This is a genomic window from Streptomyces sp. NPDC034103, from assembly GCF_055575395.1.
On record NZ_JBVISS010000001.1, the window covers coordinates 532,859 to 558,505 of the forward strand.

General features: G+C 72.4%; 21 protein-coding genes. 9 read left to right on the forward strand and 12 right to left on the reverse strand.

The annotated features are described in order from the left end of the window. Positions 1-55 precede the first annotated feature (55 nt). Entirely contained in the window at positions 56-1,648 is a 1,593-nt protein-coding gene (locus ACZ56U_RS02345; RefSeq protein ID WP_469082137.1) for an AMP-binding protein, read from the forward strand. A 15-nt stretch (positions 1,649-1,663) separates the two neighbouring features. Next, a complete protein-coding gene (locus ACZ56U_RS02350) occupies positions 1,664-2,482 on the forward strand; it encodes a PaaX family transcriptional regulator (RefSeq protein WP_469082138.1) in 819 nt (272 codons plus the stop codon). Positions 2,483-2,530: 48 nt separating this feature from the next. Here ACZ56U_RS02350 and ACZ56U_RS02355 read toward each other — a convergent pair whose 3' ends face one another. Both ACZ56U_RS02355 and ACZ56U_RS02360 read right to left on the reverse strand, forming a co-directional pair. Then, entirely contained in the window at positions 2,531-4,807 is a 2,277-nt protein-coding gene (locus ACZ56U_RS02355; RefSeq protein WP_469082139.1) for a bifunctional salicylyl-CoA 5-hydroxylase/oxidoreductase, read from the reverse strand. 65 nt (positions 4,808-4,872) lie between these two features. After that, on the reverse strand, positions 4,873-5,700 hold the full coding sequence (locus ACZ56U_RS02360) for an enoyl-CoA hydratase family protein (RefSeq protein ID WP_469082140.1): 828 nt from the start codon (positions 5,698-5,700) through the stop codon (positions 4,873-4,875). Positions 5,701-6,017: 317 nt separating this feature from the next. Here ACZ56U_RS02360 and ACZ56U_RS02365 point away from each other — a divergent pair, with 317 nt between their 5' ends. Continuing rightward, entirely contained in the window at positions 6,018-6,470 is a 453-nt protein-coding gene (locus ACZ56U_RS02365; RefSeq protein ID WP_469082141.1) for an ATP-binding protein, read from the forward strand. Positions 6,471-6,473: 3 nt separating this feature from the next. On the opposite strand, the gene argF is transcribed toward ACZ56U_RS02365, so the two are convergent. Continuing rightward, positions 6,474-7,487 (reverse strand): ornithine carbamoyltransferase, encoded by a 1,014-nt coding sequence (gene argF / locus ACZ56U_RS02370; RefSeq protein WP_469082142.1) that lies wholly within the window; start codon positions 7,485-7,487, stop codon positions 6,474-6,476. Positions 7,488-7,569: 82 nt separating this feature from the next. Beyond that, positions 7,570-8,793, reverse strand: coding sequence for an arginine deiminase (locus ACZ56U_RS02375; RefSeq protein WP_469082143.1), 1,224 nt, complete (start codon positions 8,791-8,793; stop codon positions 7,570-7,572). 121 nt (positions 8,794-8,914) lie between these two features. On the opposite strand from ACZ56U_RS02375, the gene ACZ56U_RS02380 reads away from it, so the two are divergent. After that, on the forward strand, positions 8,915-9,952 hold the full coding sequence (locus ACZ56U_RS02380) for an SPFH domain-containing protein (protein ID WP_469082144.1): 1,038 nt from the start codon (positions 8,915-8,917) through the stop codon (positions 9,950-9,952). Continuing rightward, positions 9,949-10,839, forward strand: a complete 891-nt coding sequence (locus tag ACZ56U_RS02385) for an NAD(+)/NADH kinase (protein ID WP_469082145.1) — start codon at positions 9,949-9,951, stop codon at positions 10,837-10,839. The genes ACZ56U_RS02380 and ACZ56U_RS02385 overlap by 4 nt, the downstream gene beginning before the upstream one ends. A 3-nt stretch (positions 10,840-10,842) precedes the next feature. Here ACZ56U_RS02385 and ACZ56U_RS02390 read toward each other — a convergent pair whose 3' ends face one another. The 3 genes from ACZ56U_RS02390 to ACZ56U_RS02400 all read right to left on the reverse strand — a co-directional run bounded on the left by ACZ56U_RS02390 (position 10,843) and on the right by ACZ56U_RS02400 (position 15,457). Then, positions 10,843-13,422 carry a polynucleotide kinase-phosphatase gene (locus ACZ56U_RS02390; protein WP_469082146.1) on the reverse strand — a complete coding sequence of 860 codons (2,580 nt, stop codon included), beginning with the start codon at positions 13,420-13,422 and terminating at the stop codon, positions 10,843-10,845. Beyond that, the gene (locus tag ACZ56U_RS02395; protein ID WP_469082147.1) at positions 13,419-14,882 is read right to left on the reverse strand and encodes a 3' terminal RNA ribose 2'-O-methyltransferase Hen1; all 1,464 of its coding nucleotides are present in this window, start codon (positions 14,880-14,882) and stop codon (positions 13,419-13,421) included. Before ACZ56U_RS02395 ends, ACZ56U_RS02390 begins: the two co-directional genes overlap by 4 nt. 104 nt (positions 14,883-14,986) lie before the next feature. Further along, entirely contained in the window at positions 14,987-15,457 is a 471-nt protein-coding gene (locus tag ACZ56U_RS02400) for a winged helix-turn-helix transcriptional regulator (RefSeq protein WP_469082148.1), read from the reverse strand. Positions 15,458-15,529: 72 nt separating this feature from the next. On the opposite strand from ACZ56U_RS02400, the gene ACZ56U_RS02405 reads away from it, so the two are divergent. Then, positions 15,530-16,393, forward strand: a complete 864-nt coding sequence (locus ACZ56U_RS02405) for an NAD(P)H-binding protein (RefSeq protein WP_469082149.1) — start codon at positions 15,530-15,532, stop codon at positions 16,391-16,393. Positions 16,394-16,471: 78 nt separating this feature from the next. Here the strand turns inward: ACZ56U_RS02405 and ACZ56U_RS02410 are convergent, their stop codons facing one another. Next, positions 16,472-17,395 carry an LLM class F420-dependent oxidoreductase gene (locus ACZ56U_RS02410; RefSeq protein WP_469082150.1) on the reverse strand — a complete coding sequence of 308 codons (924 nt, stop codon included), beginning with the start codon at positions 17,393-17,395 and terminating at the stop codon, positions 16,472-16,474. A 238-nt stretch (positions 17,396-17,633) separates the two neighbouring features. On the opposite strand from ACZ56U_RS02410, the gene ACZ56U_RS02415 reads away from it, so the two are divergent. Then, entirely contained in the window at positions 17,634-17,801 is a 168-nt protein-coding gene (locus tag ACZ56U_RS02415; RefSeq protein WP_469082151.1) for a hypothetical protein, read from the forward strand. 147 nt (positions 17,802-17,948) lie between these two features. On the opposite strand, the gene ACZ56U_RS02420 is transcribed toward ACZ56U_RS02415, so the two are convergent. The 4 genes from ACZ56U_RS02420 to ACZ56U_RS02435 form a co-directional block, all read right to left on the reverse strand. Continuing rightward, on the reverse strand, positions 17,949-18,419 hold the full coding sequence (locus ACZ56U_RS02420; protein ID WP_469082152.1) for a DUF6099 family protein: 471 nt from the start codon (positions 18,417-18,419) through the stop codon (positions 17,949-17,951). A 287-nt stretch (positions 18,420-18,706) separates the two neighbouring features. Next, positions 18,707-19,033, reverse strand: a complete 327-nt coding sequence (locus ACZ56U_RS02425; protein WP_469082153.1) for a nucleotide pyrophosphohydrolase — start codon at positions 19,031-19,033, stop codon at positions 18,707-18,709. Further along, positions 19,030-20,214, reverse strand: a complete 1,185-nt coding sequence (locus tag ACZ56U_RS02430; RefSeq protein WP_469082154.1) for an AAA family ATPase — start codon at positions 20,212-20,214, stop codon at positions 19,030-19,032. Before ACZ56U_RS02430 ends, ACZ56U_RS02425 begins: the two co-directional genes overlap by 4 nt. 215 nt (positions 20,215-20,429) lie before the next feature. Further along, a complete protein-coding gene (locus tag ACZ56U_RS02435) occupies positions 20,430-20,819 on the reverse strand; it encodes a cell division protein SepF (protein WP_469082155.1) in 390 nt (129 codons plus the stop codon). Between the two features lie 229 nt (positions 20,820-21,048). Between ACZ56U_RS02435 and ACZ56U_RS02440 the strand changes: the two genes are divergently transcribed. Continuing rightward, complete coding sequence (locus tag ACZ56U_RS02440) at positions 21,049-25,077, forward strand: molybdopterin-dependent oxidoreductase (RefSeq protein WP_469082156.1); 4,029 nt, start codon at positions 21,049-21,051, stop codon at positions 25,075-25,077. A gap of 122 nt (positions 25,078-25,199) precedes the next feature. Continuing rightward, the gene (locus ACZ56U_RS02445; protein ID WP_391233758.1) at positions 25,200-25,637 is read left to right on the forward strand and encodes a Fur family transcriptional regulator; all 438 of its coding nucleotides are present in this window, start codon (positions 25,200-25,202) and stop codon (positions 25,635-25,637) included. The last annotated feature ends 10 nt before the right edge of the window (positions 25,638-25,647 follow it).

Consider the following 25,647-nt stretch of genomic DNA (forward strand, 5'->3'; position numbering starts at 1 on the left):
CGAGCCCACCCACGACGCCCACGAGGCAGGCCATCAGGCAAGGGGGCGAACCGCCATGAACGTCTCGGCGCACGTCGACACCTTCGCGCGCGACCATCTCCCGCCGCCCGGCCAGTGGCCCGAACTGGTCTTCGACCTGCCGGAGCTGCGTTACCCCGATCGGCTGAACTGTGCCGCCGAGCTGCTGACCGGCCCGCCCGACGACCGTCCGGCGTTCCACACCCCCACCGGCCCCACCTGGACCTACGGCACGCTCCGCGCCCGGGTCGACCGGCTCGCGCATCTCCTCACCGACGACCTCGGCGTCGTCCCCGGCAACCGCGTGCTGCTGCGTGGCCCCACCACCCCCTGGCTCGCGGCCTGTTGGCTGGCGGTGCTGAAGGCGGGGGCGGTCGCCGTGACCGTTCTGGCGCAGGCGCGGCCGCACGAGCTGGCCACGATGTGCGAGATCGCGCGGGTCGGGCACGCGCTGTGCGACATCCGCTCGGTCGACGACCTCACGAAGGCCGAGATACCGGGGCTCAGGATCACGACGTACGGCGGTGACGCGCCCGGCGACCTGCTGCACCGGACCGCGCCCGACACCCCGTACCCGGCCGTGGCGACCGCGTCCGACGACGTGGCGCTGATCGCCTTCACCTCCGGCACCACCGGGCGCCCCAAGGGGTGCATGCACTTCCACCGGGACGTGCTCGCGACAGCCGACACCTTCTCGCGGCATGTGCTGCGACCCCAGCAGGACGATGTCTTCGCCGGCAGTCCCCCACTGGGGTTCACGTTCGGTCTCGGCGGGCTCGTGATCTTCCCGCTGCGGGCCGGGGCCAGTGCCCTCCTCCTCGAACAGGCCGGTCCCAGACAGCTGTTGCCCGCGATCGCCGAGCACCGGGCCTCCGTGGTGTTCACCGCGCCGACCGCCTACCGCGCGATGCTCGACGAACTCCACGCGTACGACACCACCTGCCTGCGCCGCTGCGTCTCGGCCGGCGAGAACCTGCCCGCGGCCACCTGGCGGGCCTGGCACGAGCGGACCGGGCTGCGGATCATCAACGGCATCGGCGCCACCGAGCTGTTGCACATCTTCCTCTCCGCCGCCGACGAGCGGATCCGGCCGGGGACCACGGGGGTGCCCGTACCGGGGTGGCAGGCGCGCGTGGTCGACGAGGAGGGCCGGGACAGGCCGGACGGGGCGCCCGGACTGCTCGCGGTGCGCGGGCCCGTCGGCTGCCGGTATCTCGCCGATCCCCGGCAGGGCGAGTACGTGCGCTTCGGCTGGAACATCACCGGGGACACCTATGTCCGCGAGGGCGACGGCTACTTCCGCTATGTCGCCCGCGCGGACGACATGATCATCTCGGCCGGGTACAACATCGCGGGCCCCGAGGTCGAGGACGCGCTGCTGCGGCATCCGGACGTCGTGGAGGCCGCGGTGGTGGGGCGGGCGGACGAGGCCCGCGGGCAGGTCGTGGTGGCCTACGCGGTGGTCAAGGAGGGCGCCGAGCGGGACGCCGAGGCACTGCGCGCCTTCGTCAGGGCCGAGTTGGCGCCGTACAAGTGTCCGCGCGAGATCGTCTTCCTGGACGCGCTGCCGCGCACGGCGACCGGCAAGCTCCAGAGGTTCAGGTTGCGCACCCAGGGTGACCAGCAGTGATGCCGACGACCTAAGATGATCAACGTGTCCGACCAGCATGCACCACGGTCTCTCATCGTCACGCTCTACGGCGCCTACGGCCGCTTCGTGCCCGGCCCGGTACCGGTCGCCGAGCTCATCCGCCTGCTCGCGGCGGTCGGCGTGGACGCCCCCTCGGTACGCTCCTCCGTGTCCCGTCTCAAACGCCGCGGTCTGCTCGTGCCCGCCCGTACCGCACAGGGGGCGGCGGGGTACGAACTGTCGCCGGACGCCCGCCAGTTGCTCGACGACGGTGACCGGCGCATCTACGCCGTCGAACCGCCCGAGGACGAGGGCTGGGTGCTCGCCGTGTTCTCCGTGCCGGAGTCGGAGCGCCAGAAGCGGCACGTCCTGCGCTCCCGGCTGGCCGGACTCGGCTTCGGCACCGCGGCGCCGGGTGTCTGGATCGCGCCCGCACGCCTGCACGAGGAGGCCCGGCACGTGCTCCAGCGGCTCGGCCTGGACCCGTACGTCGACTTCTTCCGCGGCGAGCACCTCGGCTATGCCCCGACAGCCGAGGCCGTCGCCCGCTGGTGGGACCTGGCCGCGATCGCCAAGGAGCACGAGGAGTTCCTCGACCGCCACGCGCGCGTGCTGCGGCACTGGCAGGAGCGCGCGGCCGAGGACACCCCGCCCGAGGAGGCCTACCGCGACTACCTCCTCGCCCTGGACTCCTGGCGCCACCTCCCCTACGCCGACCCCGGGCTGCCCGCCCGGCTGCTGCCGCGGGACTGGCCGGGCAGCCGCTCGGCGGCGGTGTTCCGGGGACTGCACCGGCGGCTGCGGGACGCGGGGGCGGCGTTCGTCGGCGGGTGAGTCGGGCGGGGGAAGAGGGCTGTCCGGCGTCGCCACTCCCCCGGCCGCTCAAGTACCCAGTGTCAGACGGGGCTTGGGGGCGTCCGTACGTCCCGTCCGCGGAGGGCGGCTGCCCGCCCGGTACGGGTCCGGCCAGACGACCCCGGGTCCGTCGTAGCCCTGCTCGGCGGCCGCGTGCAGCGTCCAGTGCGGGTCGTAGAGGTGCGGTCGGGCCAGTGCGCACAGGTCCGTCCGCCCGGCCAGGATCAGGGAGTTGACGTCGTCCCAGGAGGAGATCGCGCCGACCGCGATCACCGGGACGCCGGTCTCGTGGCGGATGCGGTCCGCGAAGGGCGTCTGGTACGACCGCCCGTACGCGGGCCGTTCCTCGGCCACCACCTGCCCCGTCGACACGTCGATGGCGTCGGCGCCGTGCGCGGCGAAGGCGCGGGCGATCTCGACGGCGTCGGCGCCCGACGTCCCGCCCTCCGCCCAGTCGGTGGCGGAGATCCGCACGGTCATGGGCCGTTCCTCGGGCCACACGCCCCGGACGGCGTCGAAGACCTCCAGGGGGAAGCGGAGCCGCTTCTCCAGCGAGCCGCCGTAGGCGTCGGTGCGGCGGTTGGTGAGCGGGGAGAGGAAACCGGACAGCAAGTAGCCGTGTGCGCAGTGCAGTTCGAGCAGGTCGAACCCGGCGCGGGCGGCTCGGCAGGCCGCCGCGGTGAACTGTTCGCGCAGGTCGGTGAGGTGGGCGCGGGTGAGCGCGCGCGGGGTCTGGTTCCCGGGCCGGTAAGGGATCGCGGAGGCGGCCACGACCGGCCAGTTGCCGTCGGGCAGCGGTTCGTCGAGGCCCTCCCACATCAGCCTGGTCGAGCCCTTGCGGCCGCTGTGGCCGAGCTGGACCCCGATCGCCGTGCCGGGGGCCTGGGCGTGCACGAAGTCGGTGATCCGCCTCCAGCCCTCGGCCTGCTTCCCGGTGTACAGGCCGGTGCAGCCGGGGGTGATGCGGCCCTCGGCGGAGACGCACACCATCTCCGTCATCACCAGCCCCGCCCCGCCGAGCGCCCGCGCCCCCAGGTGGACGAGGTGGAAGTCGCCGGGGAGGCCGTCGACGGCCGAGTACATGTCCATCGGCGAGACCACGACCCGGTTGCGCAGGGTCAGACCGCGCAGCCGGAACGGGGTGAACATGGGGGGCGTGCCCGGCGGGCAGCCGAACTCCCGCTCCACGGCGCCGGTGAAGCGGGCGTCGCGCAGACGGAGGTTGTCGTGGGTGACGCGGCGGCTGCGGGTGAGGAGGTTGAAGGCGAACTGGCGGGGCGGCTGGTCGAGATAGCGGCCGACGTTCTCGAACCACTCCAGGCTGGCGCGGGCGGCGCGCTGGGTGGAGGCGACGACGGGTTTGCGTTCCGTCTCGTAGGCGGCCAACGCCTGCTGAAGGGACGGCTGTTCCTCCAGGCAGGCGGCCAGGGCGAGGGCGTCCTCCACGGCCAGCTTGGTGCCCGAGCCGATGGAGAAGTGCGCGGTGTGGGCGGCGTCGCCGAGGAGGACGGTGTTGCCGTGGGACCAGTGGTCGTTGACGACCGTGCGGAAGGTGGTCCAGTCGGACTTGTTGGAGCGCAGCGGCCTGCCGCCGAGCGCGTCCGTGAAGATCTTGGCGCAGCGGTCGACGGATGCGGCGGTGTCGAGTTCGTCGAAACCGGCGGCGCGCCAGACTTCCTCGCGCATCTCGACGATCACAGTGGAGGCGTCGGGGGCGTACGGGTAGCCGTGCAGTTGCAGCACGCCGTGTTCTGTCTCGGCGATCTCGAAACGGAAGGCGTCGAAGGCGAAGTCGGCGGCCAGCCAGATGTAGCGGCACCGGTGGGTGGTCACGTGGGGGCGGAAGACCTGGGCGTGCCTCTGCCGGGTGGTGCTGTTGACTCCGTCGGCGGCGATGACGAGGTCGTGGGTCGTAGCGAGGTCGACCGGGGCCTCGGTGCGGAAGCGGAGGTCCACGCCGAGGTCGTGGCAGCGGGTGTGCAGGATGTCCAGGAGGCGTTTTCTGCCGAGGGCGGCGAAGCCGTGGCCCCCGGAGGTGTGCCGGGTGCCGCGGTGGACGATGTCGATGTCGTCCCAGCGGATGAAGTCCTGGTGCAGTGCTGTGTAGACCTCGGGGTCGGCGTGTTCGATGCCGCCCAGGGTTTCGTCGGAGAGGACCACCCCGAAGCCGAAGGTCTCGTCGGGGGCGTTGCGTTCCCAGACGGTGATCTCGCGGACGGGGTCGAGGCGTTTGAGCAACGCGGCCGCGTAGAGGCCGCCGGGGCCGCCGCCGATGATCGCGACTCGTAGGGGGTGGCTGGTCATCGTCGGCGACTGAAGGTCCACTGTGGCTGGTCGCGCGGTTCCCCGCGCCCCTGACGGCGTCACGGTCACCGTCCCTGCCATGTGGGAGGCCTTTTCTCCGTGAACGCCTTGTGGAACTCGGCGTAGTCCTCCCCGTTCATCAGCAACGCCTGCGTGGACGCGTCCAGTTCCACGCTCGCCGCCAGCGGCATGTCCAGCTCCGCCGTCAGCAGGGCCTTGGTCTGGGCGTACGCCAATGCCGGGCCGTCCGCCAGGCGGCGAGCCAGCGCCTGGGCCGCCTTGTCCGCCTCGCCCTCGTCCGTCAGCTCGCTGACCAGGCCGATGCGTTCCGCTTCCGGCGCCCGCACCGGCTCGCCCAGCATCAGCAGGCGGGTGGCGTGGCCGAGTCCCACCACCCGGGGCAGCAGGTACGCGGCGCCCATGTCCCCGCCGGACAGCCCCACCCGGGTGAAGAGGAACGCGAACCGGGCCGTCGGGTCGGCCACCCGGAAGTCCGCGGCGAGGGCCAGTACCGCCCCCGCGCCCGCCGCGACCCCGTGCACCGCGGCGATCACCGGGAACGGGCACTCCCGTACCGCCCGCACGACCTGCCCGGTCATCCGGTTGAAGTCGAGGAGCTGGGCGGTGTCCATGGCGAGGGTCGCGCCGATGATCTCGTCGACGTCGCCGCCGGAGCAGAAGCCGCGGCCCTCGCCGGCCAGCACCAGGGCGCGCACCGAGCGTTCCCGGGACAGCTCGGCGAGGAGGTCGCGCAGGTCGGCGTAGGCGCCGAAGGTGAGGGCGTTGAGTCTGTCGGGGCGGGCGAGGGTGACGGTGGCGACGCCGGCCGTGATCTCCACGCGCAGGTGTTCCCAGCGGGCGGTGCGGGCGGCGGAGCCGGTGAAGGGACTCATGCGGTGCGGCCTCCTCGTACACGGACAAGGTGCGCGATCCCACGCTCTACCCCTCGAAGCTATCACTCATCTTTGACTGTCGTCACGAGTGCGCGATAACACGAGGGCTGGTCTCACCGTCCGGATGTGACCTGGTCCCGTCACATCCGTCACGGCTCGTCGACAGAGCGGCTACGGCGGGAGCAGCCGCGCGAGGCAGGGCGTTGTGCGGGGTAAGCCGCCCGTCAACGGGGCCGAAGGTCCCCCGCGGTGCCCGTCGGACGCCTCTGCCGACGGCGCCGTACCATTCATACGGTTGAAAGCAGGACAGCCTGCTCATGAACGGAACCGCCTTGCAAGATCGCCCCTCCGCCTCCGCCTCCTGGCGCATCGCGCTGCCGCACTCCGCAGCGGCCGTACCCGTCGCCCGTGCACTGGTGCGCACGGCGCTGGCCGAGTTGAAGCACGGGGCGGACTGCGACACCGCGGAGCTGCTGACGGCCGAGCTGGTCGCGAACGCCGTGGAGCACACCGCCGGGGACGCACCCATAGAGCTGGTCGTCGAGCTGCTGCCGAGCGGCTGCCAGGTCGAGGTGCACGACCCGGACCCGGCGCCGCCGGGCGATCTGACCCGCCCGGCCGACGTGGAGCCGGACCCCTGGCAGGAGCACGGGCGGGGGCTGCTGCTGATCCGGACGCTGAGCTCGTCCTGCGGGCACCGGCCCACGGAGTCGGGCAAGGCGGTGTGGTTCAGGCTGCCGGCAAGGCCCCCGCGGTTGCGGCCGGCGTGACCGTCAGGCCAGCGTCGCCACCAGCACGGCCTTGATCGTGTGCATCCGGTTCTCCGCCTCGTCGAAGACGACGGAGTGGGCGGACTCGAAGACCTCGTCCGTGACCTCCAGGCTCTCCAGGCCGTGGGAGTCGTGGATCTCCTGGCCGACCTTGGTGCCGAGGTCGTGGAAGGCCGGGAGGCAGTGCAGGAACTTGACGTCCGGGTTGCCCGTCGCCCGCAGGACGTCCATGGTCACGGCGTACGGGGCGAGGGCGGCGATCCGCTCGTCCCAGACCTCCTTGGGCTCGCCCATGGAGACCCAGACGTCGGTCGCCACGAAGTCGGCGCCGCGCACACCCTCCGCCACGGACTCGGTGAGCGTGATGACGGCCCCGCTGTCCGCGGCGAGCCCGCGGGCGCGCTCGACGATCTCCTGGGCAGGCCAGTAGGACTTCGGGGCGACGATCCGGACGTCCATGCCGAGCAGGGCGCCGGTGATCAGGTAGGAGTTGCCCATGTTGAAGCGGGCGTCGCCGAGGTAGGCGAGAACGAACCCGTCGTCGACCAGGTTCTTGCTGCTGTGCTCGGTCATCGTCAGCACGTCGGCGAGCATCTGGGTGGGGTGCCAGTCGTCGGTGAGACCGTTGTAGACGGGCACGCCGGCGTACGCGGCGAGCTCCTCCACCTTCTGCTGGCTGTCCCCGCGGTACTCGATGGCATCGAACATCCGACCGAGCACGCGCGCGGTGTCCCGTACGGACTCCTTGTGGCCGATCTGCGAGCCCGACGGATCGAGATACGTCGTCGAGGCGCCCTGGTCCGCCGCCGCGACCTCGAACGCGCAGCGGGTGCGCGTCGAGGTCTTCTCGAAGATCAGCGCGATGTTCTTGCCGCGCAGGTACTGGGTCTCGGTCCCGGCCTTCTTCGCGGCCTTCAGGTGCGCGGACAGCTCGACCAGAGCGAGGAACTCCTGCTCGGTGAAGTCGAGCTCCTTGAGGAAGTGGCGCCCGGCGAGGGCGGTCGGGACGGTCGCCATGCGGGCGCTCCAGAGATGCGGGTGACAGATACTCCTGGAAGTCTATACGACGCTCGGCATTTATATGCGGCAGAGTGTGCGGCTATACGGCCTCACGTTCGACCGGGCAGCTCATACAGCGCGGCCCGCCCCTCCCCCGCCCCAGCTCACTGCCGGGGATCTCGATGACCTCGATGCCCTGCTTGCGCAGATGGGTGTTGGTGGTGGAGTTGCGCTCGTAGGCGACGACGACACCGGGCTCGACGGCGAGGACGTTGCAGCCGTCGTCCCACTGCTCGCGCTCGGCGGCGTGCACGTCCTGGGTGGCGGTCAGCACGCGGATCTCGCTGAGCCCGAGGGCGGCGGCGATCGCGCGGTGCATGTGCTCCGGCGGATGGTCGGTGACCTTCAACTCCTTGTCGCCGACGCCCGGTTCGATGGTGTACGACCGGAGCATGCCGAGCCCGGCGTACTGGGTGAAGGTGTCGCCGTCGACCATCGTCATCACGGTGTCGAGGTGCATGAAGGCGCGGCGCTTGGGCATGTCGAGCGCCACGATCGTCTGCGCGGAGCCGGCGGCGAACAGCTTGTGCGCGAGCATCTCCACGGCCTGGGGGGTGGTCCGTTCGCTCATGCCGATCAGGACGGCGCCGTTGCCGATGACGAGGACGTCGCCGCCCTCGATGGTGGACGGGTAGTCGGACTGCCCCTCGCTCCACACCCGGAACGTCTCGTCACGGAAGAGCGGGTGGTGCCGGTAGATCGCCTCGAAGTGCACGGTCTCCCGCTGCCGGGCCGGCCAGCGCATCGCGTTGACGCAGACGCCGTCGTAGATCCAGGCGGAGGTGTCGCGGGTGAACAGGTGGTTGGGCAGGGGGGCGAGCAGGAACTCGTCCAGGTCCATGACATGGAAGCGGACGGAGACCGGTTCCTCGTGGGCCTCCAGGAACTCCCTCTTGGTCATGCCGCCGACCAGCGCCTCGGCGAGCTCGGGGGCGGGCAGTGACTCGAAGGCGGCACGGAGGTGGTCGGTGGCCAGGACGCCGTACTCCTTCTCGTCGAAGACCCGGTCCAGGACGAGGGTGCGGGCCGCCGGGATCGCCAGGGCCTCGGTGAGCAGGTCGCCGAAGAGGTGGACGGCGACCCCGCGGTCGCGCAGCACGTCCGCGAAGCCGTCGTGCTCGGCGCGCGCCCGGCGCACCCAGAGCAGGTCGTCGAAGAGGAGCGCGTCCTTGTTGCTGGGGGTGAGCCTTTTGAGCTCGAGATCCGGCCGGTGCAGGATGACGCGGCGCAGCCGCCCGGCCTCGGAGTCGACATGGAATCCCATGCCTCCATCCTGACCACCGAAGACCGTCTTCATCCCCTCCTTGACCCACTTCGCATATTCGTCCCCTTGACGATAAACGCGCCCCACGGTTATCGTCTTCAAGACGAAAAGAGGGGGTCTCGTGGCCGACATCACCCGGCGCCTGGGCTGGCGCCATCTGCGCGGAGCGCCCACGGCGCACATCCGGCACCACCGCGGCGGAAAGCTGCTGCACGACGGACCGGGCCTGAGCTTCTGGTTCCGGGCACTGACCGCCGCGCTCTCCGAAGTCCCGGTCGACGACCGGGAGTTGGCGATGACCTTCCACGCCCGCACCTCCGACTTCCAGGACGTGACGGTGCAGGCGACGGTGACCTACCGGATCAGCGACCCGGCGCTCGCCGCAGCGCGCATGGACTTCTCCGTCGACCCGGACACCGGCGCCTGGCGCGGCACCCCGCTGGAGCAGCTCGGCACCCTGCTGACCGAGACGGCCCAGCAGCACGCGCTGGACGTCCTCGCCCGTACGACCCTGGCGTCGGCGCTGGTCGACGGGGTGGCGGCGGTACGGGAACGGGTGGCGGCGGGCCTCGCGACGGAACCGCGGCTGCCCGCCACCGGCATCGAGGTGGTGGCGGTCCGCGTGGTCGCCCTGCGCCCCGAACCGGACGTGGAACGAGCCCTGCGGACACCCGCCCGCGAACAGATCCAGCAGGAGGCGGACCGGGCGACCTACGAGCGGCGCGCGGTGGCGGTCGAGCGGGAGCGGACCATCGCCGAGAACGAACTGGCCAGCCAGATCGAACTCGCCCGGCGCGAGGAGCAGTTGGTCGAGCAGCGCGGCACCAACGCCCGGCGGGAGGCGGAGGAGCACGCGGCGGCCGACGCGGTCCGGGCCGGTGCGGAGGCGGCGCGGTCGCTGAAGCTCGCCGAGGCCGAGGCCGAGCGGTCCGTGCGGCTGGCCCGCGCCGAGGCCGAGGGCGCGCGAGAGCTGGGCCAGGCACGGGCCCAGGCCCAGAAGGCCTGGCTCCAGGTGCACACCGACGTGGACGTGGCGGTTCTGCACGCGCTCACCGCGACCCGGCTGGCGGAGAACCTGCCGAGGATCGACAGCCTCACGCTCTCCCCCGACGTCCTCACCGGCCTGCTGGCCAAGCTGGGCACGCGGGATCCGGGATGAGCCTCGCCCCGCGGGTCGTCCTCGTCCACCGCACCACGGAGTACGAGGAGTTGGTGGCCCACCACGGCACCCACGGCCAGGCCGCGTTCTTCCTCTCCTCGCGCGGCCGGGACATCGAGGAGGTCGCCGCACGCCACCGCCGTACCCGCGCGGCGCTGGCGGAGGTGACGTCGGCGATCCCCCTGACCTGGCGTCAGTCCCGGGTCGAGCGGGCGGACTTGGACCGTTTCCTGTTCGCCCCGGAGGACGTGGTGGTCGTGGTCGGCCAGGACGGACTGGTGGCGAACGTCGCCAAGTACCTCTCCGGCCAGCCGGTGCTCGGCATCGACGCCGACCCCGGCCGCAACCCGGGGGTCCTGGTCCGGCACCGCCCCTCGGACACGGCCGCCCTGCTGAGGGCCACCGGATCGGCGGCCGAGGAACTCACCATGGTCGAGGCCGTCGCCGACGACACACAGCGCCTGGTCGCCCTCAACGAGATCTACCTGGGCGCCCCCGGCCACCAGACCGCCCGCTACCGCCTGGGCCTCGACGACGACGGGGGTGCCGTCGAGGCCCAGGCCTCCTCGGGCGTGCTGGTGGGCACGGGCACGGGCGCGACGGGGTGGGTGCGGTCGGTCTGGCAGGAACGCAGCAGCGGGCTGCCCCTGCCCCGCCCCACCGACGACCGCCTCCTGTGGTTCGTCCGCGAGGCCTGGCCGTCGCCGGCCACCGGCACTACACGGGTGGCCGGCGAACTCCCGGCGGGGTCCGCCCTGCGTCTCACCGTCGAGTCCGAGCGGCTGATCGCCTTCGGGGACGGCATGGAGTCGGACGCCCTGGAACTGACCTGGGGCCAGACCGTGCGGGTCGGCGTGAGCCGGGAACGCCTGCGACTGGTCGGCTGACCGTCACAGCCGCGGGTCCACCGGCTCCGACTCCAGCGCCAGCACTCCGAACACCGCCTCGTGGACCCGCCACAGCGGTTCACCCTCGGCCAGGCGGTCCAGGGCCTCCAGGCCGAGCGCGTACTCGCGGATCGCGAGGGAGCGCTTGTGGTTGAGGAAGCGCTGGCGCAGCCGCGTCAGGTTGTCCGGTCGGGTGTACTCCGGGCCGTAGATGATCCGGAGGTACTCGCGGCCACGGCACTTGATGCCGGGCTGCACCAGACGGCCCTCGGCGCTGCGCACGACCGCGCCCAGCGGCTTGACGACCATGCCCTCGCCGCCGCGGCCGGTCATCTCCAGCCACCAGTCGACGCCCGCCTGGACCGACTCGGGGTCGGCCGTGTCGACGTAGAGGCGACGGGTGGTCTGGAGCAGGCCGGTGCCGTCGTGCTCCACCAGGCGGTCCAGCAGCGCCAGTTGCCGGTCGTGCGGCAGCGACGCGAGGTTGCGGCCCTGGACCGCGAGGACCTGGAAGGGGGCCAGGCGTACGCCGTCGAGGCCGTCGGTCGTCCAGCAGTACCGCCGGTACGCCTCGGTGAACGCCTCGGCGTCCGCGGCGCGTTCACGCTGGCGCCCGAGCAGGTCCGTCACGTCCACGCCGCGCTCCGCCGCGCCCTCCAGCGCGGCCAGCGCACCGGGGAACACCGCGGCGGACGCGGCGCCGACCGCCGCGTACTGCGAGCGCAGCAGCCCCGACGCCTTCAGCGACCACGGCATCAGCTCGGCGTCGAGCAGCAGCCAGTCGGTGTCCAACTCCGCCCACAGGCCCGCCTCGTCGGCCGCCGCCCGGATCCGGCCGAGGATCTCCTCGGTCACCGACGCGTCGTCGAAGAACGGGCGGCCGGTGCGGGTGTAGAGGGAGCCCGTCGGGCCTCCCCCGCTCCCGGCCTCGTTCGCGGGGGCGGTGCCCCCGACGCCGAAGCGCGTGCGTGCCGTCTCCGCGTCGCGGCAGACCAGGGCCACCGCCCGCGAACCCATGTGCTTCTCCTCGCACACGACCCGGGCGACCCCGTCCTCGGCGTACTGCCGGAACGCCTCGGCCGGGTGCTCCAGGTAGCCGTCGATGTGGCTGGTCGCGGTCGGGGCCATCGTCGGCGGGAGGTACGGCAGCAGTCGCGGGTCCACCGCGAAACGGCTCATGACCTCCAGGGCGGCGGCCGCGTTCTCCTCGCGGATCGCGACCCGCCCCTGGTGCCGGGTCTCCACGACCCGTCGGCCCCGCACGTCCGCCAGGTCCAGCGGCCGGCCGTCGTGGCCGCCCGGCGCCTCCGCCTTCAGCGGCTTCACCGGCTCGTACCAGACCCGCTCCGCCGGTACGTCGACCAGCTCCCGCTCCGGGTAGCGCAGAGCGGTGAGCTTGCCGCCGAAGACGGCACCGGTGTCCAGGCAGATGGTGTTGTTCAGCCAGGTCGCCTCCGGGACCGGGGTGTGGCCGTAGACGACCGCCGCCCGGCCCCGGTAGTCCTCGGCCCACGGGTAGCGCACCGGCAGCCCGAACTCGTCCGTCTCGCCGGTGGTGTCGCCGTACAGCGCGTGCGAGCGGACCCGGCCGGAGGTGCGGCCGTGGTACTTCTCCGGCAGTCCGGCGTGGCAGACGACCAGCTTGCCGCCGTCCAGGACGTAGTGGCTGACCAGCCCGTCGATGAACTCCCGCACCTCGGCCCGGAACTCGTCCGAGACGCTCTCCATCTGCTCGATGGTCTCGGCCAGGCCGTGGGTGTGCTGGACCTTGCGGCCCTTGAGGTAACGGCCGTACTTGTTCTCGTGGTTGCCCGGCACGCACAGGGCGTTGCCCGACCTGACCATCGACATCACGCGGCGCAGCACGCCCGGGCTGTCCGGGCCGCGGTCGACGAGGTCGCCGACGAAGACCGCGGTACGGCCCTCGGGGTGCACGCCGTCGACGTAACCCAACGTGCCGAGCAGCGACTCCAGTTCGGACGAGCAGCCGTGGATGTCGCCGACGATGTCGAACGGGCCGGTGAGGTGGGTGAGGTCGTTGAAGCGCTTCTCGGTGACGACGGTGGCGTTCTCGACCTCCTCCACGCCCCGCAGGACGTGCACCTTCCGGAAGCCCTCGCGCTCCAGGTGCCGGATCGAGCGGCGGAGTTCGCGGATGTGGCGCTTGATGACCCGGACCGGCATGTCGGCGCGGTCGGTGCGGCCCGCGTTGCGCTCGGCGCACACCTCCTCCGGCACGTCGAGCACGATGGCGATGGGCAGGACGTCGTGCTGCTTGGCCAGGTCGATCAGCTGCCGCCGGGAGTCCGACTGCACGCTGGTGGCGTCGACGACCGTGCGGCGGCCCGCGGCGAGCCGCTTGCCGGCGATGTAGTGGAGCACGTCGAAGGCGTCCCGGGTCGCGCTCTGGTCGTTCTCGTCGTCGGAGACCAGGCCCCGGCAGAAGTCGGAGGAGATGACCTCGGTGGTCTTGAAGTGCCGGCGGGCGAAGGTGGACTTGCCCGAGCCCGAGGCGCCGACGAGGACGACGAGGGAGAGGTCGGTGACGGGCAGGACACGCCCCTTGGTCAGGTTCTCGGTCATGCCGCCTTCGCCTCCTTCTCGGTCCTGATCACGAACACGGCCATCTGGGTGGGCGGGCCCACCTCCGGGTCGTCGGGTCCCACAGGTACGAACTCCACGTCGTAGCCGTGCCGTTCGGCCACCGAGGACGCCCAGGTCCGGAACTCCTGCCGGGTCCACTCGAAGCGGTGGTCGCCGTGCCGGACGTGGCCGGCCGGGAGGGACTCCCAGCGGACGTTGTACTCGACGTTCGGGGTGGTCACCAGGACCGTGCGGGGACGGGCCGCGCCGAACACCGCGTACTCCAGGGCCGGCAGCCGGGGCAGGTCGAGGTGCTCGATGACCTCGCTGAGCACGGCGGCGTCATATCCCTTGAGCCGCTTGTCGGTGTAGGCCAGCGAGCCCTGGAGGAGCTGGACGCGGGAGGCCATCCGCTCCCCCATGCGGTCCAGCTTCAGCCGCCGGGAGGCGATGGTGAGAGCCCGCATCGACACGTCGACGCCCACGATCTCGGTGAACCGCACGTCCTTGAGCAGCGCCTGCACCAACTGGCCCTGTCCGCAGCCGAGGTCGAGCACGCGGGCGGCGCCGGAGGCCTGGAGGGCGGCGATGATGGCGTCCCGGCGCTGCACGGCGAGCGGGGTCGGCCTCTCCTCGTCCTCGGTCTCCGCCTCGACGGCGTTGTCGATCTCCTCGACCTCGCTGTCGTCGGCCTCGGCCAGCCGGACCAGCTCCAGGCGTTCCATGGCGGCGCGGGTGAGGGACCAGCGGCGCGAGAGGTAGCGGCTGGTGATCAGCTTCTGCTCGGGGTGGTCGGGCAGCCAGCCCTCACCGGCGCGCAGCAGCTTGTCGACCTCGTCGGAGGCGACCCAGTAGTGCTTGGCGTCGTCGAGGACCGGGAGCAGGACGTAGAGGTGGCGCAGGGCCTCCGCGAGGGTCAGGCGCTCCGACTCCAGGACGAGCCCGACGTACCGCGAGTCCCCCCACTCGGGGAACCGCGCGTCCAGTGCGACCGGTTCGGAGGTGACCGCCCAGCCGAGCGGCTCGAACAGCTTGCGCACGAGGTCGGAACCGCCCCGGGCGGGCAGCGCGGGCACCTCGATGCGCAGGGGCAGCGGCTGTGCGGCCCGCTCCGGGCGGGCGTTGCACACGCCGCGCATGGCGCTGGAGAACACCGCGCTGAGCGCGACGGCGAGCAGCGAGGACGCGGCGTAGGGCCGGTCGTTGACGTACTGCGCGAGCGCCGCGTCGGGGGCGCCGCCGCGGCCCTTGCCCTTGCCCCGCCGGACCAGTGCCACCGCGTCGACCTCCAGCAGCAGCGCCGCCGTGCAGCGCTCGGCGTCGGCCTCGGGGTAGAGGACGTGCGCGGTGCCGTAGGACGTGGAGAACGTCTGCGCCTTCTCGGGATGCTTGTGGAGCAGGAAGCCGAGGTCGGTCGCCGGGCGTTCGAGGGTGCCGGTGGTACTGATCGTGAGGAACACGGTGATTACACCTCTGGGATCCTTCTGAGCTGCGGCTTCTCGCCGTTCTGCAAGGTGATGGGCCCGCTCAACGTACCCTGGGCCGCCCCGTACGCACTCTCGATTTATCGCCCCTGGACGACGTCGGCGGCGTCCCAGGTCTCGCGAGCCGCGGCGATGGCCGGGCGATGGGCGATCGACCAGTCGGCGAGGGCCTTGACGAGGTGGGTGAGGCTGTGGCCCAGGTCGGTCAGCTCGTACTCGACCTGGGGCGGGACCGTCGGGTACACCGTCCGCCGCACCAGCCCGTCACGTTCCAGGCGCCGCACGGTGAGGGTGAGCATCCGCTGGGAGATGTTCCCGGGAATCGCGCGCTGGAGCTCCTTGAACCGCCGTATGCCGGAGGCGAGTTCGACGACCACGTAGACCGACCACTTGTCACCGAGCCGGTCCAGGACGTCCCGGACGCCGCACTCGTCCTGCGGGGTGTCGCACGCGATCACCGGCACGTCCGGCGTGCGCGGTGCGGTGGTGGTGGTGGCGGCGGCGGCGGCGGCGGCGGCGGGGGTGGTTACCGCGGTGTGCCCTGCTGACATCAATGTGCCTCCTTATGTGATCCGGATCTGCTTCCCATGATGGGAACACACAGCTCAGGAGGGGGAATTCCGATGATTCTGGTGACCGGTGCGGGCGGCGCGCTCGGACGGCTCGTGGCGGCCGGACTGGCGGGGCGGGACGACGTGGTCCTCGGCAGCCGCACGCCGCGTTCGGCGGCCGAGCGGCGCGTGGACTTCGACGACCCGGGCTCGCTCGACTTCACGGGCGTGGACACACTGCTGCTGATCTCCGCCGGGTACGGGGAGGACGACGTGGTCATCGCACGGCACGAGGCGGCGATCACGGCGGCCGAGCGGGCGGGGGTGGGGCACCTCGTCTACACGAGCCTCAGCGGGGACGGCGACCACCTGCCCTACGCGCTGGCCCACCGCTGGACCGAACGACGCCTGCGGCGCTCCCCGCTCGCCTGGACGGTCCTGCGCAACGGCCTGTACGCCGAGTTCCTCGCGGACATCGCCGCCCCGGCGCCCGACGGGACGATCGCGGCCCCGCTCGGTGCGGGCCGGCTGGCCGCCGTCGCGCGCGCCGACCTCGCGGCGGTGGCGGCCCGGGTGGTGAGCGCGCCGCGGGAGCATGCCGGGCGGGTGTACGAGCTCGTCGGCGAACAGGCCATCGGGGGTGCGGAGTTGGCGGCGGCGGTCGGGGGCGTGTACACCCCGGGCACGCTGGGTGCGACGCGCGAGGCGATCATCGCGGGCGGTGCGGCGCTGCCGTATCAGGTGCCGATGCTGGTGGGGACGTACTCGGCGATCGCCGGCGGGTTCCTGGACGGCGCCGGCATCGCGGAGAACGCGCTGCGGGCGCTGTTGGGGCGGGCGCCGCGGTCGCCGCTGGAGGTCTACCGAGCGGTGGCGGCCACGGCGCCGGGGAACGGGCACCTGCCTCCGGCCGACCGGGCCGCCCCCTGTCCGTGAGGGCGGCGGCGAGCCCGCACGGACGGTCCGGCGGACCGGGCCGTGGGGCGCGGTCCGCCGGGCGGTCGTCGTGCGGCGTCACGCCAGCTGCGACTGCACCTGTGAGGAGATGAGCTCCAGGTGGTCCAGGTCGTGCAGGTCGAGGAGCTGGAGGTAGATCCGGCTGGAGCCGATCTCGGCGTAACGGCCGATCTTGTCGACGACCTCGGCCGGGGAACCGGCGAGACCGTTGGCCTTCAGCTCGGGCACCTCGCGGCCGATCGCGGCGGCGCGGCGGGCGACCTCCTCGTCGTCCTTGCCGACACAGACGACCAGGGCGTTGGAGTACGTCAGTTCGTCTCCCCTGCGGCCGGCCTCCTCCGCGGCGGCGCGCACCCGGCCGAACTGACGCCGGGAGTCCTCGACGGACCCGAAGGGCATGTTGAACTCACTGGCGAAGCGGGCCGCCAACCGCGGGGTGCGGGAGGGGCCGTGGCCGCCGACGAGGACCGGGATCCGGTCCTGGACGGGCTTGGGCAGCGCGGGCGAGTCGGTGAGGTCGTAGTACGTGCCGTGGAAGTCGAAGGTGTCCCCGGCCTTGGTCCCCCACAGGCCCGTGACGATCTCCAGCTGCTCCTCCAGGCGGCCGAACTTCTCCTTGGGGAAGGGGATGCCGTACGCCTTGTGCTCCTCCTCGAACCAGCCCGCGCCCAGGCCCAGTTCGACGCGGCCGCCGGACATCTGGTCGATCTGGGCGACCTGGATGGCGAGCACGCCGGGGAGCCGGAAGGTGCCGGCGGTCATCAGGGTGCCGAGGCGGATGCGCTTGGTCTCACGGGCGAGGCCGGCGAGGGTGATCCAGGCGTCGGTGGGGCCGGGCAGTCCGTCGCCGGAGCCCATCTTGAGGTAGTGGTCCGACCGGAAGAAGGCGTCGAACCCGAGATCTTCCGTGGCCTTGGCGACGGCGAGAAGGGTGTCGTAGGTGGCGCCCTGCTGGGGCTCGGTGAAGATGCGAAGATCCATACCTCCATCCTGCACGCTGCCGTGCCGGTCGACCCCGTCCGCCCCTGCCGTCCGGCCCCTGCCCGGTCGAGTGAAATTGCGTCAACGCGGCGCACGGGGGCTGCCCGGGCCAGTGACCCGGTGAAGGTGATGATCGTTGCTCGACCGGAGCCGGACCGACCGGCGCCCGCGCCGGCCGGTCAGCGCCGAGCGTCACCCGTGTCGGCCTCCGGTGGGGGCCTGGGCCGAGGAGGCCGTCTTGTCCGAAGAATCCGTCCCGCAGCAGGGTGCCGGGCCCGCTGGTCAGCCCAAGGGGCTGCTGCAACAGATGGAGGAACTGATGGCGGCTCTCAACGCGGACCTCTCCGCCCTGGACGCGGACCTGCAGTCGGCGGGGCGGACCGCGGAGGAGAACGAGGTGCGCTGAGGCGGGGGCGCGGGGAGGCCGGGGCGCCAAGGTGCCGGGGCGGCGGGACGCCGGGGCGCCCGGAGGCCAGGGCGCCAGGAGGCCAGGGCCGGGACGCCGCGATGGCGGGGTGCCGGAGGGGCATCGCCACCCGCTCCCCTCGTGGGTTCAGCCCGCCTCCCGTTCGGGGAACGCCTGGTCTTGGTCGGCCAGTTTGTTGAGCATCTCCAGGACGCGGTCGCGTGCTTCGTCGGCCGCGTCGATCGCTTCCATGCACTGCCAGTAGGCGCCCTCGTCGTCCGCTGCGCAGGCCAGGCCGACCAGGGCGATGCCGACCTCGCCGAGCAGGCCGCCGAGGCAGAGCAGGACCTGGCGGGCGCCGCCCAGTTCGGTGAGCTGGGCGGCGCGCAGGTCGTCCGTCGCCAGTTCGGGGGTGTCCAGGACACCGCAGCCTCTGCCCGCCAGTTCGGTCAACCCCAGTGCCTCGCCCCGGAGTCGGGGCGGGCCGGAGACCGCCAGTCTGCTGCCTATCGCCTGGGCCAGGGCCTGCGCCTGCCAGACCTCCGTCAGGATCTGAGGCACCGCGCCACTCGCCGCGAGCGCACGCCTGCTCGTCACTATGAGCCGCACCGCATCCATGCGCCGCCCCTGTCCGCCGCCCGAACTCCGTTGTCCACTACCCAGAGTGAGGGTCGACGGGGAGAAAAGCCAGAGGAAGAGGGAAATCTGCGGACAACAAATCGATTTCGGGCCGGATTTTGACTGCGGAGAGTGAAAACGGATCGAGCCGCTCCCCCCGCGGGCCCGGTCCGCCCTCCCCTCGCGGACCCGGTCCACTCCTCCCGTCCTCCCGCCGGCCCGCCCAGCCTCCCCGCGGACCCGGTCCGCCCTCCCCACAGGCCCGCTCAAACCTCCCCCAGGCACCCCTACGGCGCCGGGAACCTCCGCTCGTTCCGGTCGATCTTCGCGTCCAGGGCCGCCAACGGGTCGATGCCCAGCACCTCGCAGAGCTGGAGCAGATAGGCGAGGACGTCGGCGACCTCGTCCGTGACGCGGTGCGCGGTGTCGGCGTCGTCCATCACCCGGGCCGACTCCTCCGGCGTCAACCACTGGAAGATCTCGACCAGTTCGGAGGCCTCCACGCTGAGCGCGGCGACGAGGTTCTTGGGGGTGTGGTACGGCTGCCAGTTCCGCGCCGCCGCGAACTCGGCCAGCCTGCGCTGGAGTTTCGGCACATCGAGAGGGTCTGTCACGCGTCCAGGTGTACCACCGTGACCCCCTCGGTCCGCGCCGCCCAGGACGCGTCGGTCACCGTGCCGAGCAGCCGGATGTGCCCGCGGTCGCACATCCGGGCCGCGAGCCGCAGGAGTTCGTCCCGTTGCCGCGGGTCCAGTCGCCGGTCGAAGCCGTCGGCGAGCACGGTGAGCGTCTGCATCGCCGCGGGCACCTCACCGACCGGGTCGACCTCCAGCACCCCGGGTCCGGTGAACAGCACGAGGGCGAGCGCGAGGTACCTCAACTCGCCGTCGCCGAGCCGTGCCAGCGTCGTACCGCCGCCGTCGCCGGGCCGCCCCGACACCGCACGCCCGCCAGCGCCGCGGTCGAGGACCGCGCGGACCGTGCCGTCGCCGAGGAGTTCGGCGCGTACCCCGGTCACGGTTCCCGCGCACCCGGCGTCGACCGCGGCGACGAACTGCGCATGGCGGCGGACGCATTCGGCGCGGGTGCGGAACACCACGTCGGCGAGGTTGTCGCAGCCGCCGAGGAGACGGCCGGAGCCGGTGGGGACGGGCGCGCGCATCCGGTCGGGCCGGGGGTCACAGGCGAACACGGACCGCAGGGCGACGACCATCTGCTCGGCGGCGGCGAGCACCCGGCGCTGGCCGTCGGTCTTGCCCGCCACGCGCAACGGGAGCAGCGCGGTGCCGAGCCGGTCGTCGGGGAGCGGGGCGCGGGTCACCGCGGCGGACCCGGCGGTGTGCCAGGCGGCCTGCACCGCGCGCCGCGAGGGGTCGCGCAGCGCGGTCTCCAGCAGGACGACTCCGTCCGCCGTCAACCGCTCCCCCACGATCCGCAGTTCGGGCTCGGCCTGCACCGCGACGTCGAGTCGCACCGGCCCCTCGGGCCCGTCGGCCGTGCATCCGATGTGGAAGCCCCGCCGCAGTCCGGCGTCGGGGCGCGCCCCGTGCGGCACGCAGGCCCCGGGGTCCGGGAACACCTCCCCGACCTCGCCGCCCGCGCCGAGCCGGGCCAGCGCCTCGTACGCGCGCAGCGCGCTCGTCTTGCCGGACCCGCTGGGGCCGACCAGGAGCGTGCACGGGCCGAGGGGCAACCGGACGCGGCGGTGGACGGCGAAGGCCGCCAGACGCAGTTCGCTGAGGTGGGGGCGGCTCGACCGGGTCGCCGCGTCCACCGGGAGCCGCGGAGAGGGCACCTGATGCCCTTCGTGATCCTGATGCCCTTCGTGATCCTGATGCCGTTCGTGATCCTGATGCCGTTGGTGATCCTGATGCTCTTCGTGAGCGCCGCGGGGCTCGGCGGACACGGACGCCTCTGACGCTGGGTGCACGGCCATATCCGGACCGTAGAACTCCGCCTGTCAGGCGAACCGTTCCGCCGACCGGGCTTCCCACGATCGGGGGACCGGGCTCAGAGTCCGGGCGCCCCCGCCGTCTCCATCAGGCCGCTGACCTCCATGCCGGGCGGGGTCAGCAGGAAGACGTTGCGGTCGACGCGGTGCATGCCGCTGCCCAGGCCGAAGACGACACCGGTGCTGAAGTCGAGGACCCGCTTGGCGACCTCGCCCTCCGCGCTGGTGAGGTCGAGCAGGACCGGGATGCCGGCCATCAGGGTCTCGGCGACCTCGCGGGCGTCGCCGAAGACGTTGACCCTGAGGACGACGAAGCGGCGGCGGGGTTCCGTCACCGCTTCCGGCGGCACCCGATGGTCCACCGCGGACGGCCAGGCGTCCCGGCCACGCAACGGAACGACCTGGGCGAGCCCTTCCCACTGTTCGTCGGTGACGTCGTACCTGTTCACCGGTTCCCCCCGGACTCGCTCGCCTTCATTGCCTGCACCAGCCAATTCTTACGCCAAGTCACCCGTTCGGCCCAACAGCGACACGGACCGCGACAGCCCCGTTCCCTCACATCGGGCCCCGGGCGGCTGTGTGGCCGACGTAACTCCTCATGATCGAGCCATGTGACATCGGCGTAATGGGCGATTCGTACGCTCTCGACCACGACCGACCGCCGAAGAAGGGCCCCGTGTGACCCCCACCACTGCCACGTCCCAGGTGCGCTCGGTCTGCTCGTACTGCGGAGTGGGTTGCGGCATCGTGCTGGACGTCGGGATGGGGCCCGACGGGCGGCGTACGGTCCTGAAGGCCACCGGGGACAAGGCGCACCCGGCGAACGCGGGGCGGCTGTGCACCAAGGGGGCCACCACCGCCGACATGCTCTCCGCGCCGGGACGGCTGACCACCGCGCTGGTCCGGGACGACCGGGGCGAGGAGCCGATGCCGGTGCCCGTCGCCGACGCGATCGCGGAGACCGCGCGGCGGCTGCGGGCGATCATCGACGAGCACGGGCCGGACGCCGTCGCCTTCTACGTGTCCGGCCAGATGAGCCTGGAGGCGCAGTACCTCGCCAACAAGCTCGCCAAGGGTTTCGTCCGCACCAACCAGATCGAGTCCAACTCCCGGCTGTGCATGGCGAGTGCGGGTGCCGGTTACAAGCTGTCGCTGGGCGCCGACGGGCCGCCCGGGTCGTACGACGACCTCGACCGGGCCGATGTCTTCCTCGTCATCGGGTCGAACACGGCCGACTGCCACCCGATCCTGTTCCTGCGGATGATGGAGCGGGTCAAGGCGGGCGCCAAGCTGATCGTGGTCGACCCGCGGCGTACCGCGACGGCCGCCAAAGCCGATCTGTTCCTCCAGGTCAGGCCGGGGACCGACCTCGCTCTCCTCAACGGCCTGCTGCACCTGCTCGTCGAGAACGGGCACACCGACCCCGCCTTCATCGAGGCCCACACCGAGGGCTGGGAGGCGATGCCGGAGTTCCTCGCCGACTCCGCGCCCGCCTCCGTCGCCGAGATCACCGGTCTCGCCGAGGACGACCTCCGCGAGGCCGCCCGGCTGATCGGGGAGGCCGGTGAGTGGACGAGCCTGTGGACGATGGGCCTGAACCAGTCCACGCACGGCACCTGGAACACCAACGCCCTGGTCAACCTGCACCTCGCCACGGGAGCCATCTGCCGCCCCGGCAGCGGCCCGTTCTCCCTGACCGGTCAGCCCAACGCCATGGGCGGCCGCGAGATGGGTTACATGGGCCCGGGGCTGCCCGGCCAGCGGTCCGTGCTCGTCGACGCCGAGCGGGAGTTCGTCGAGGACCTGTGGGAACTGCCGGAGGGGACCCTGCGCAAGGACGGCGTCGGCAAGGGCACCGTCGAGATGTTCCGGAAGATGGCCGACGGCGAGATCAAGGCCTGCTGGATCATCTGCACCAACCCCGTCGCCTCGGTCGCGGGCCGCCGCACCGTCATCGAGGGCCTGGAGGCGGCCGAGTTCGTCGTCACCCAGGACGTCTTCACCGAGACGGAGACCAACGCCTACGCCGACGTCGTGCTCCCCGGCGCGCTGTGGACCGAGGGCGAGGGCGTCTTCGTCAACAGCGAGCGCGACCTCACCCTGACCCGCCAGGTCGCCGACCCGCCCGGCGAGGCGATGGCGGACTGGCGGATCATCGCGGCCGTCGCCCGGGAGATGGGGTACGAGAAGGGCTTCTCCTACGACAGTGCCGAGCAAGTGTTCGAGGAGATCCGGCGCGCCTGGAACCCCGTCACGGGGTGGGATCTGCGCGGGGTGAGCTACGCACGGCTGCGCTCCACGCCCGTGCAGTGGCCGGCCGCCGAGGAGACCGGGCCCGCCCGCAACCCGATCCGGTACGTCACCGACGGCACGCTCCGGTTCCCGACCCCGAGCGGGCGGGCCGTCTTCCACGCGCGGCCGCATCTGCCGCCCGCGGAACTGCCGGACGACGACTTCCCGTTCGTCCTGAACACCGGGCGGGTGCAGCACCAGTGGCACACGCTGACCAAGACCGGGAAGGTGGCCAAGCTCAACAAGCTGAACCCCGGGCCGTTCGTGGAGCTGCATCCCGAGGACGCGCGGCGGCTGGGGATCGCCGAGGGCGACGGGGTGGAGGTCGCCTCGCGGCGGGGGCGGGCGGTGCTGCCCGCGGTGCTGACGGACCGGGTGCGGCCGGGCTGCTGTTTCGCGCCGTTCCACTGGAACGACCTGTTCGGGGAGTACCGCTGCGTCAACGCGGTGACCAGCGACGCCGTGGACCCGATCTCCTTCCAGCCCGAGTTCAAGGTGTGCGCGGTGTCCCTGACCCGGGTCTCCTCGGCACCGGCTCCCGCACCGGCCGCCCTGCCCGCGCCCGAGGTCGTCGTCCCGACCTCGGTGATCCCCGCCGCCGATCCCTTCGGGCTCGACCCGGCCCCGCCGCCCGTCCTGACCGCGCAGGAGCGCCTGTATCTCACCGGCTTCCTCGCGGGCATCGACTCCGGCGCCCCCGGCGTCCCGGTCCTCCCGCCGGACGCGCCCTTCAGCGCCGAGCACGCGCTGTGGGTCAACGGCGTCCTCGCCGGCATGTACTCGCGGACGACGCCGGACCCCCGACCCCAGCCCGGCCGTGAGGTGGTCGTGCTGTGGGCCTCGCAGACCGGGAACGCGGAGGGCTTCGCCGGCGCCGTGGCCGACCGGCTCTCCGCGAGCGGGCACCGACCGGTGCTGGTCGGCATGGACGACACCGACCCCGGCACCCTGCCGACCGGCGCCGACCTGCTGCTGATCACCAGCACCTTCGGCGACGGCGACGCCCCCGACAACGGCTCGGGCTTCTGGGACCGGCTCGCCGCCGAGCAGGCCCCGCGCCTGGACGGGGTGCGCTACTCCGTGCTGGCCCTCGGCGACTCCTCGTACGACGACTTCTGCGGCCACGGGCGCCGGCTCGACGCCCGCCTCGACGAGCTGGGCGGGGTGCGGCTGGCGCCGCGCACGGACTGCGAGCCGGACTACGAACCGACCGCGGACGCCTGGCTGGACGAGGTGCTGTCCGCGCTGGGCGGCGCACCCGCGCCGGTCCGGGCCCCGGCCAGGCCCGCCCGCGCGCCCCGACCCGCGCCCACCACCGGCCGGTTGGTCGGCAACCGGCTGCTCAGCCTGCCCGGCGCGGGCAAGGAGGTCCGGCGGTTCACCTTCGACACCAGCGGGACCGGCCTGTCGTACGAGGCCGGGGACGCGCTCGGGGTGCGGCCGGTCAACTCCTCCGCCCTGGTGGAGGAGTGGCTGGCGATGACCGGCGTCGACGGGTCGGCCGCCGTGACGGTCGCCGGCGTCGGGGAGGTGCCCTTCGGTGAGGCCCTGCACCGGCATCTCGACATCACCCGCGTCACGCCCGACCTGCTGCGGTTCGTCGCCGAACGGGTCCGGGACGGGCGGGAGTTGCGCAAGCTGCTGCGGCCCGACAACAAGGACGGTCTGGCGCAGTGGAGTTGGGGCCGCCAGGCGGTCGACGTGATCGCCGAGCACCCGGTGCGGGCGGACGCCCGGGACTGGGCCGGGGTGCTGAGGAAACTCCAGCCGCGCCTGTACTCCATATCGTCCAGCCCGCTCGTCGACCCGCACCTGGTCTCGCTGACCGTCTCGGTGGTGCGGTACGAGAACCTGCGCGGCATCCCGCGCGGCGGGGTCTGCTCCCCGTTCCTCGCGGACGCCGGGCCGGGCACCGAGGTGCCGGTCTTCGTGCAGGCCTCCCCGCACTTCCGGCCGCCCGCCGATCCCTCGACGCCGATGGTGATGGTCGGGCCCGGCACCGGCGTCGCGCCCTTCGTGGGCTTCCTCCAGGAGCGGCGCGCGCTCGGGCACCGGGCGCCGAACTGGCTGTTCTTCGGGGAACAGCACCGGGCCAGCGACTTCTACTACGAGCAGGAGCTGACCGAGCTGCTCGACGAGGGCACGCTCGCCCGCCTCGACACCGCCTTCTCCCGCGACCAGCGCCAGAAGGTCTATGTCCAGGACCGGATGCGCGAGCACGGCCCCGAGCTGTGGCGGTGGCTCCAGGACGGCGCCCACTTCTATGTCTGCGGCGACGCCTCCCGGATGGCCAAGGACGTGGACCGGGCGCTGAGGGACATCGCGGTCGCGCACGGCGGGCTGGGCGAGCAGGAGGCGGCGGCCTACGTGAAGCAGCTGGCCTCGACGAAGCGGTACGTACGGGACGTCTACTGACACACCCCGCCTCCCTACCCCCTGGCGAACGGCAGGCGAACGCCGGGTCACGCGACCTCGCACAAAATTGGAACGAATCCATTTCTTGAACCATTCGTGTTTGTGGGGGTAGGTTGGCCCCCATGACTTCACCGCAGCCCCCGACCACCGCAGAGGACCTGCGGGGCGCCGGCCTGCGGGTGACGGCCGCCCGCGTCGCACTCCTGGAGACCGTCCGCGCAGGCGACCACCTCGGGGTCGACGCCCTCGCCTCCGGGGTGCGGGACCGGGTCGGCCATATCTCGGTGCAGGCCGTCTACGACGCCCTCCACGCGCTCACCGCGGCGGGACTCGTCCGACGTATCGAGCCCCCGGGCAGTCCCGCCCGGTACGAGGGCCGGGTCGGCGACAACCACCATCACCTGGTCTGCCGGGAGTGCGCGGCGGTCGTCGACGTCGACTGCGCGGTCGGCCACGCGCCCTGTCTGACCGCCTCCGACGACCGCGGCTTCTCGATCGACGAGGCCGAGGTCATCTACTGGGGCCTGTGCCCCACCTGTTCCACCGCCCGCAAGGCTTGAGCACCACACC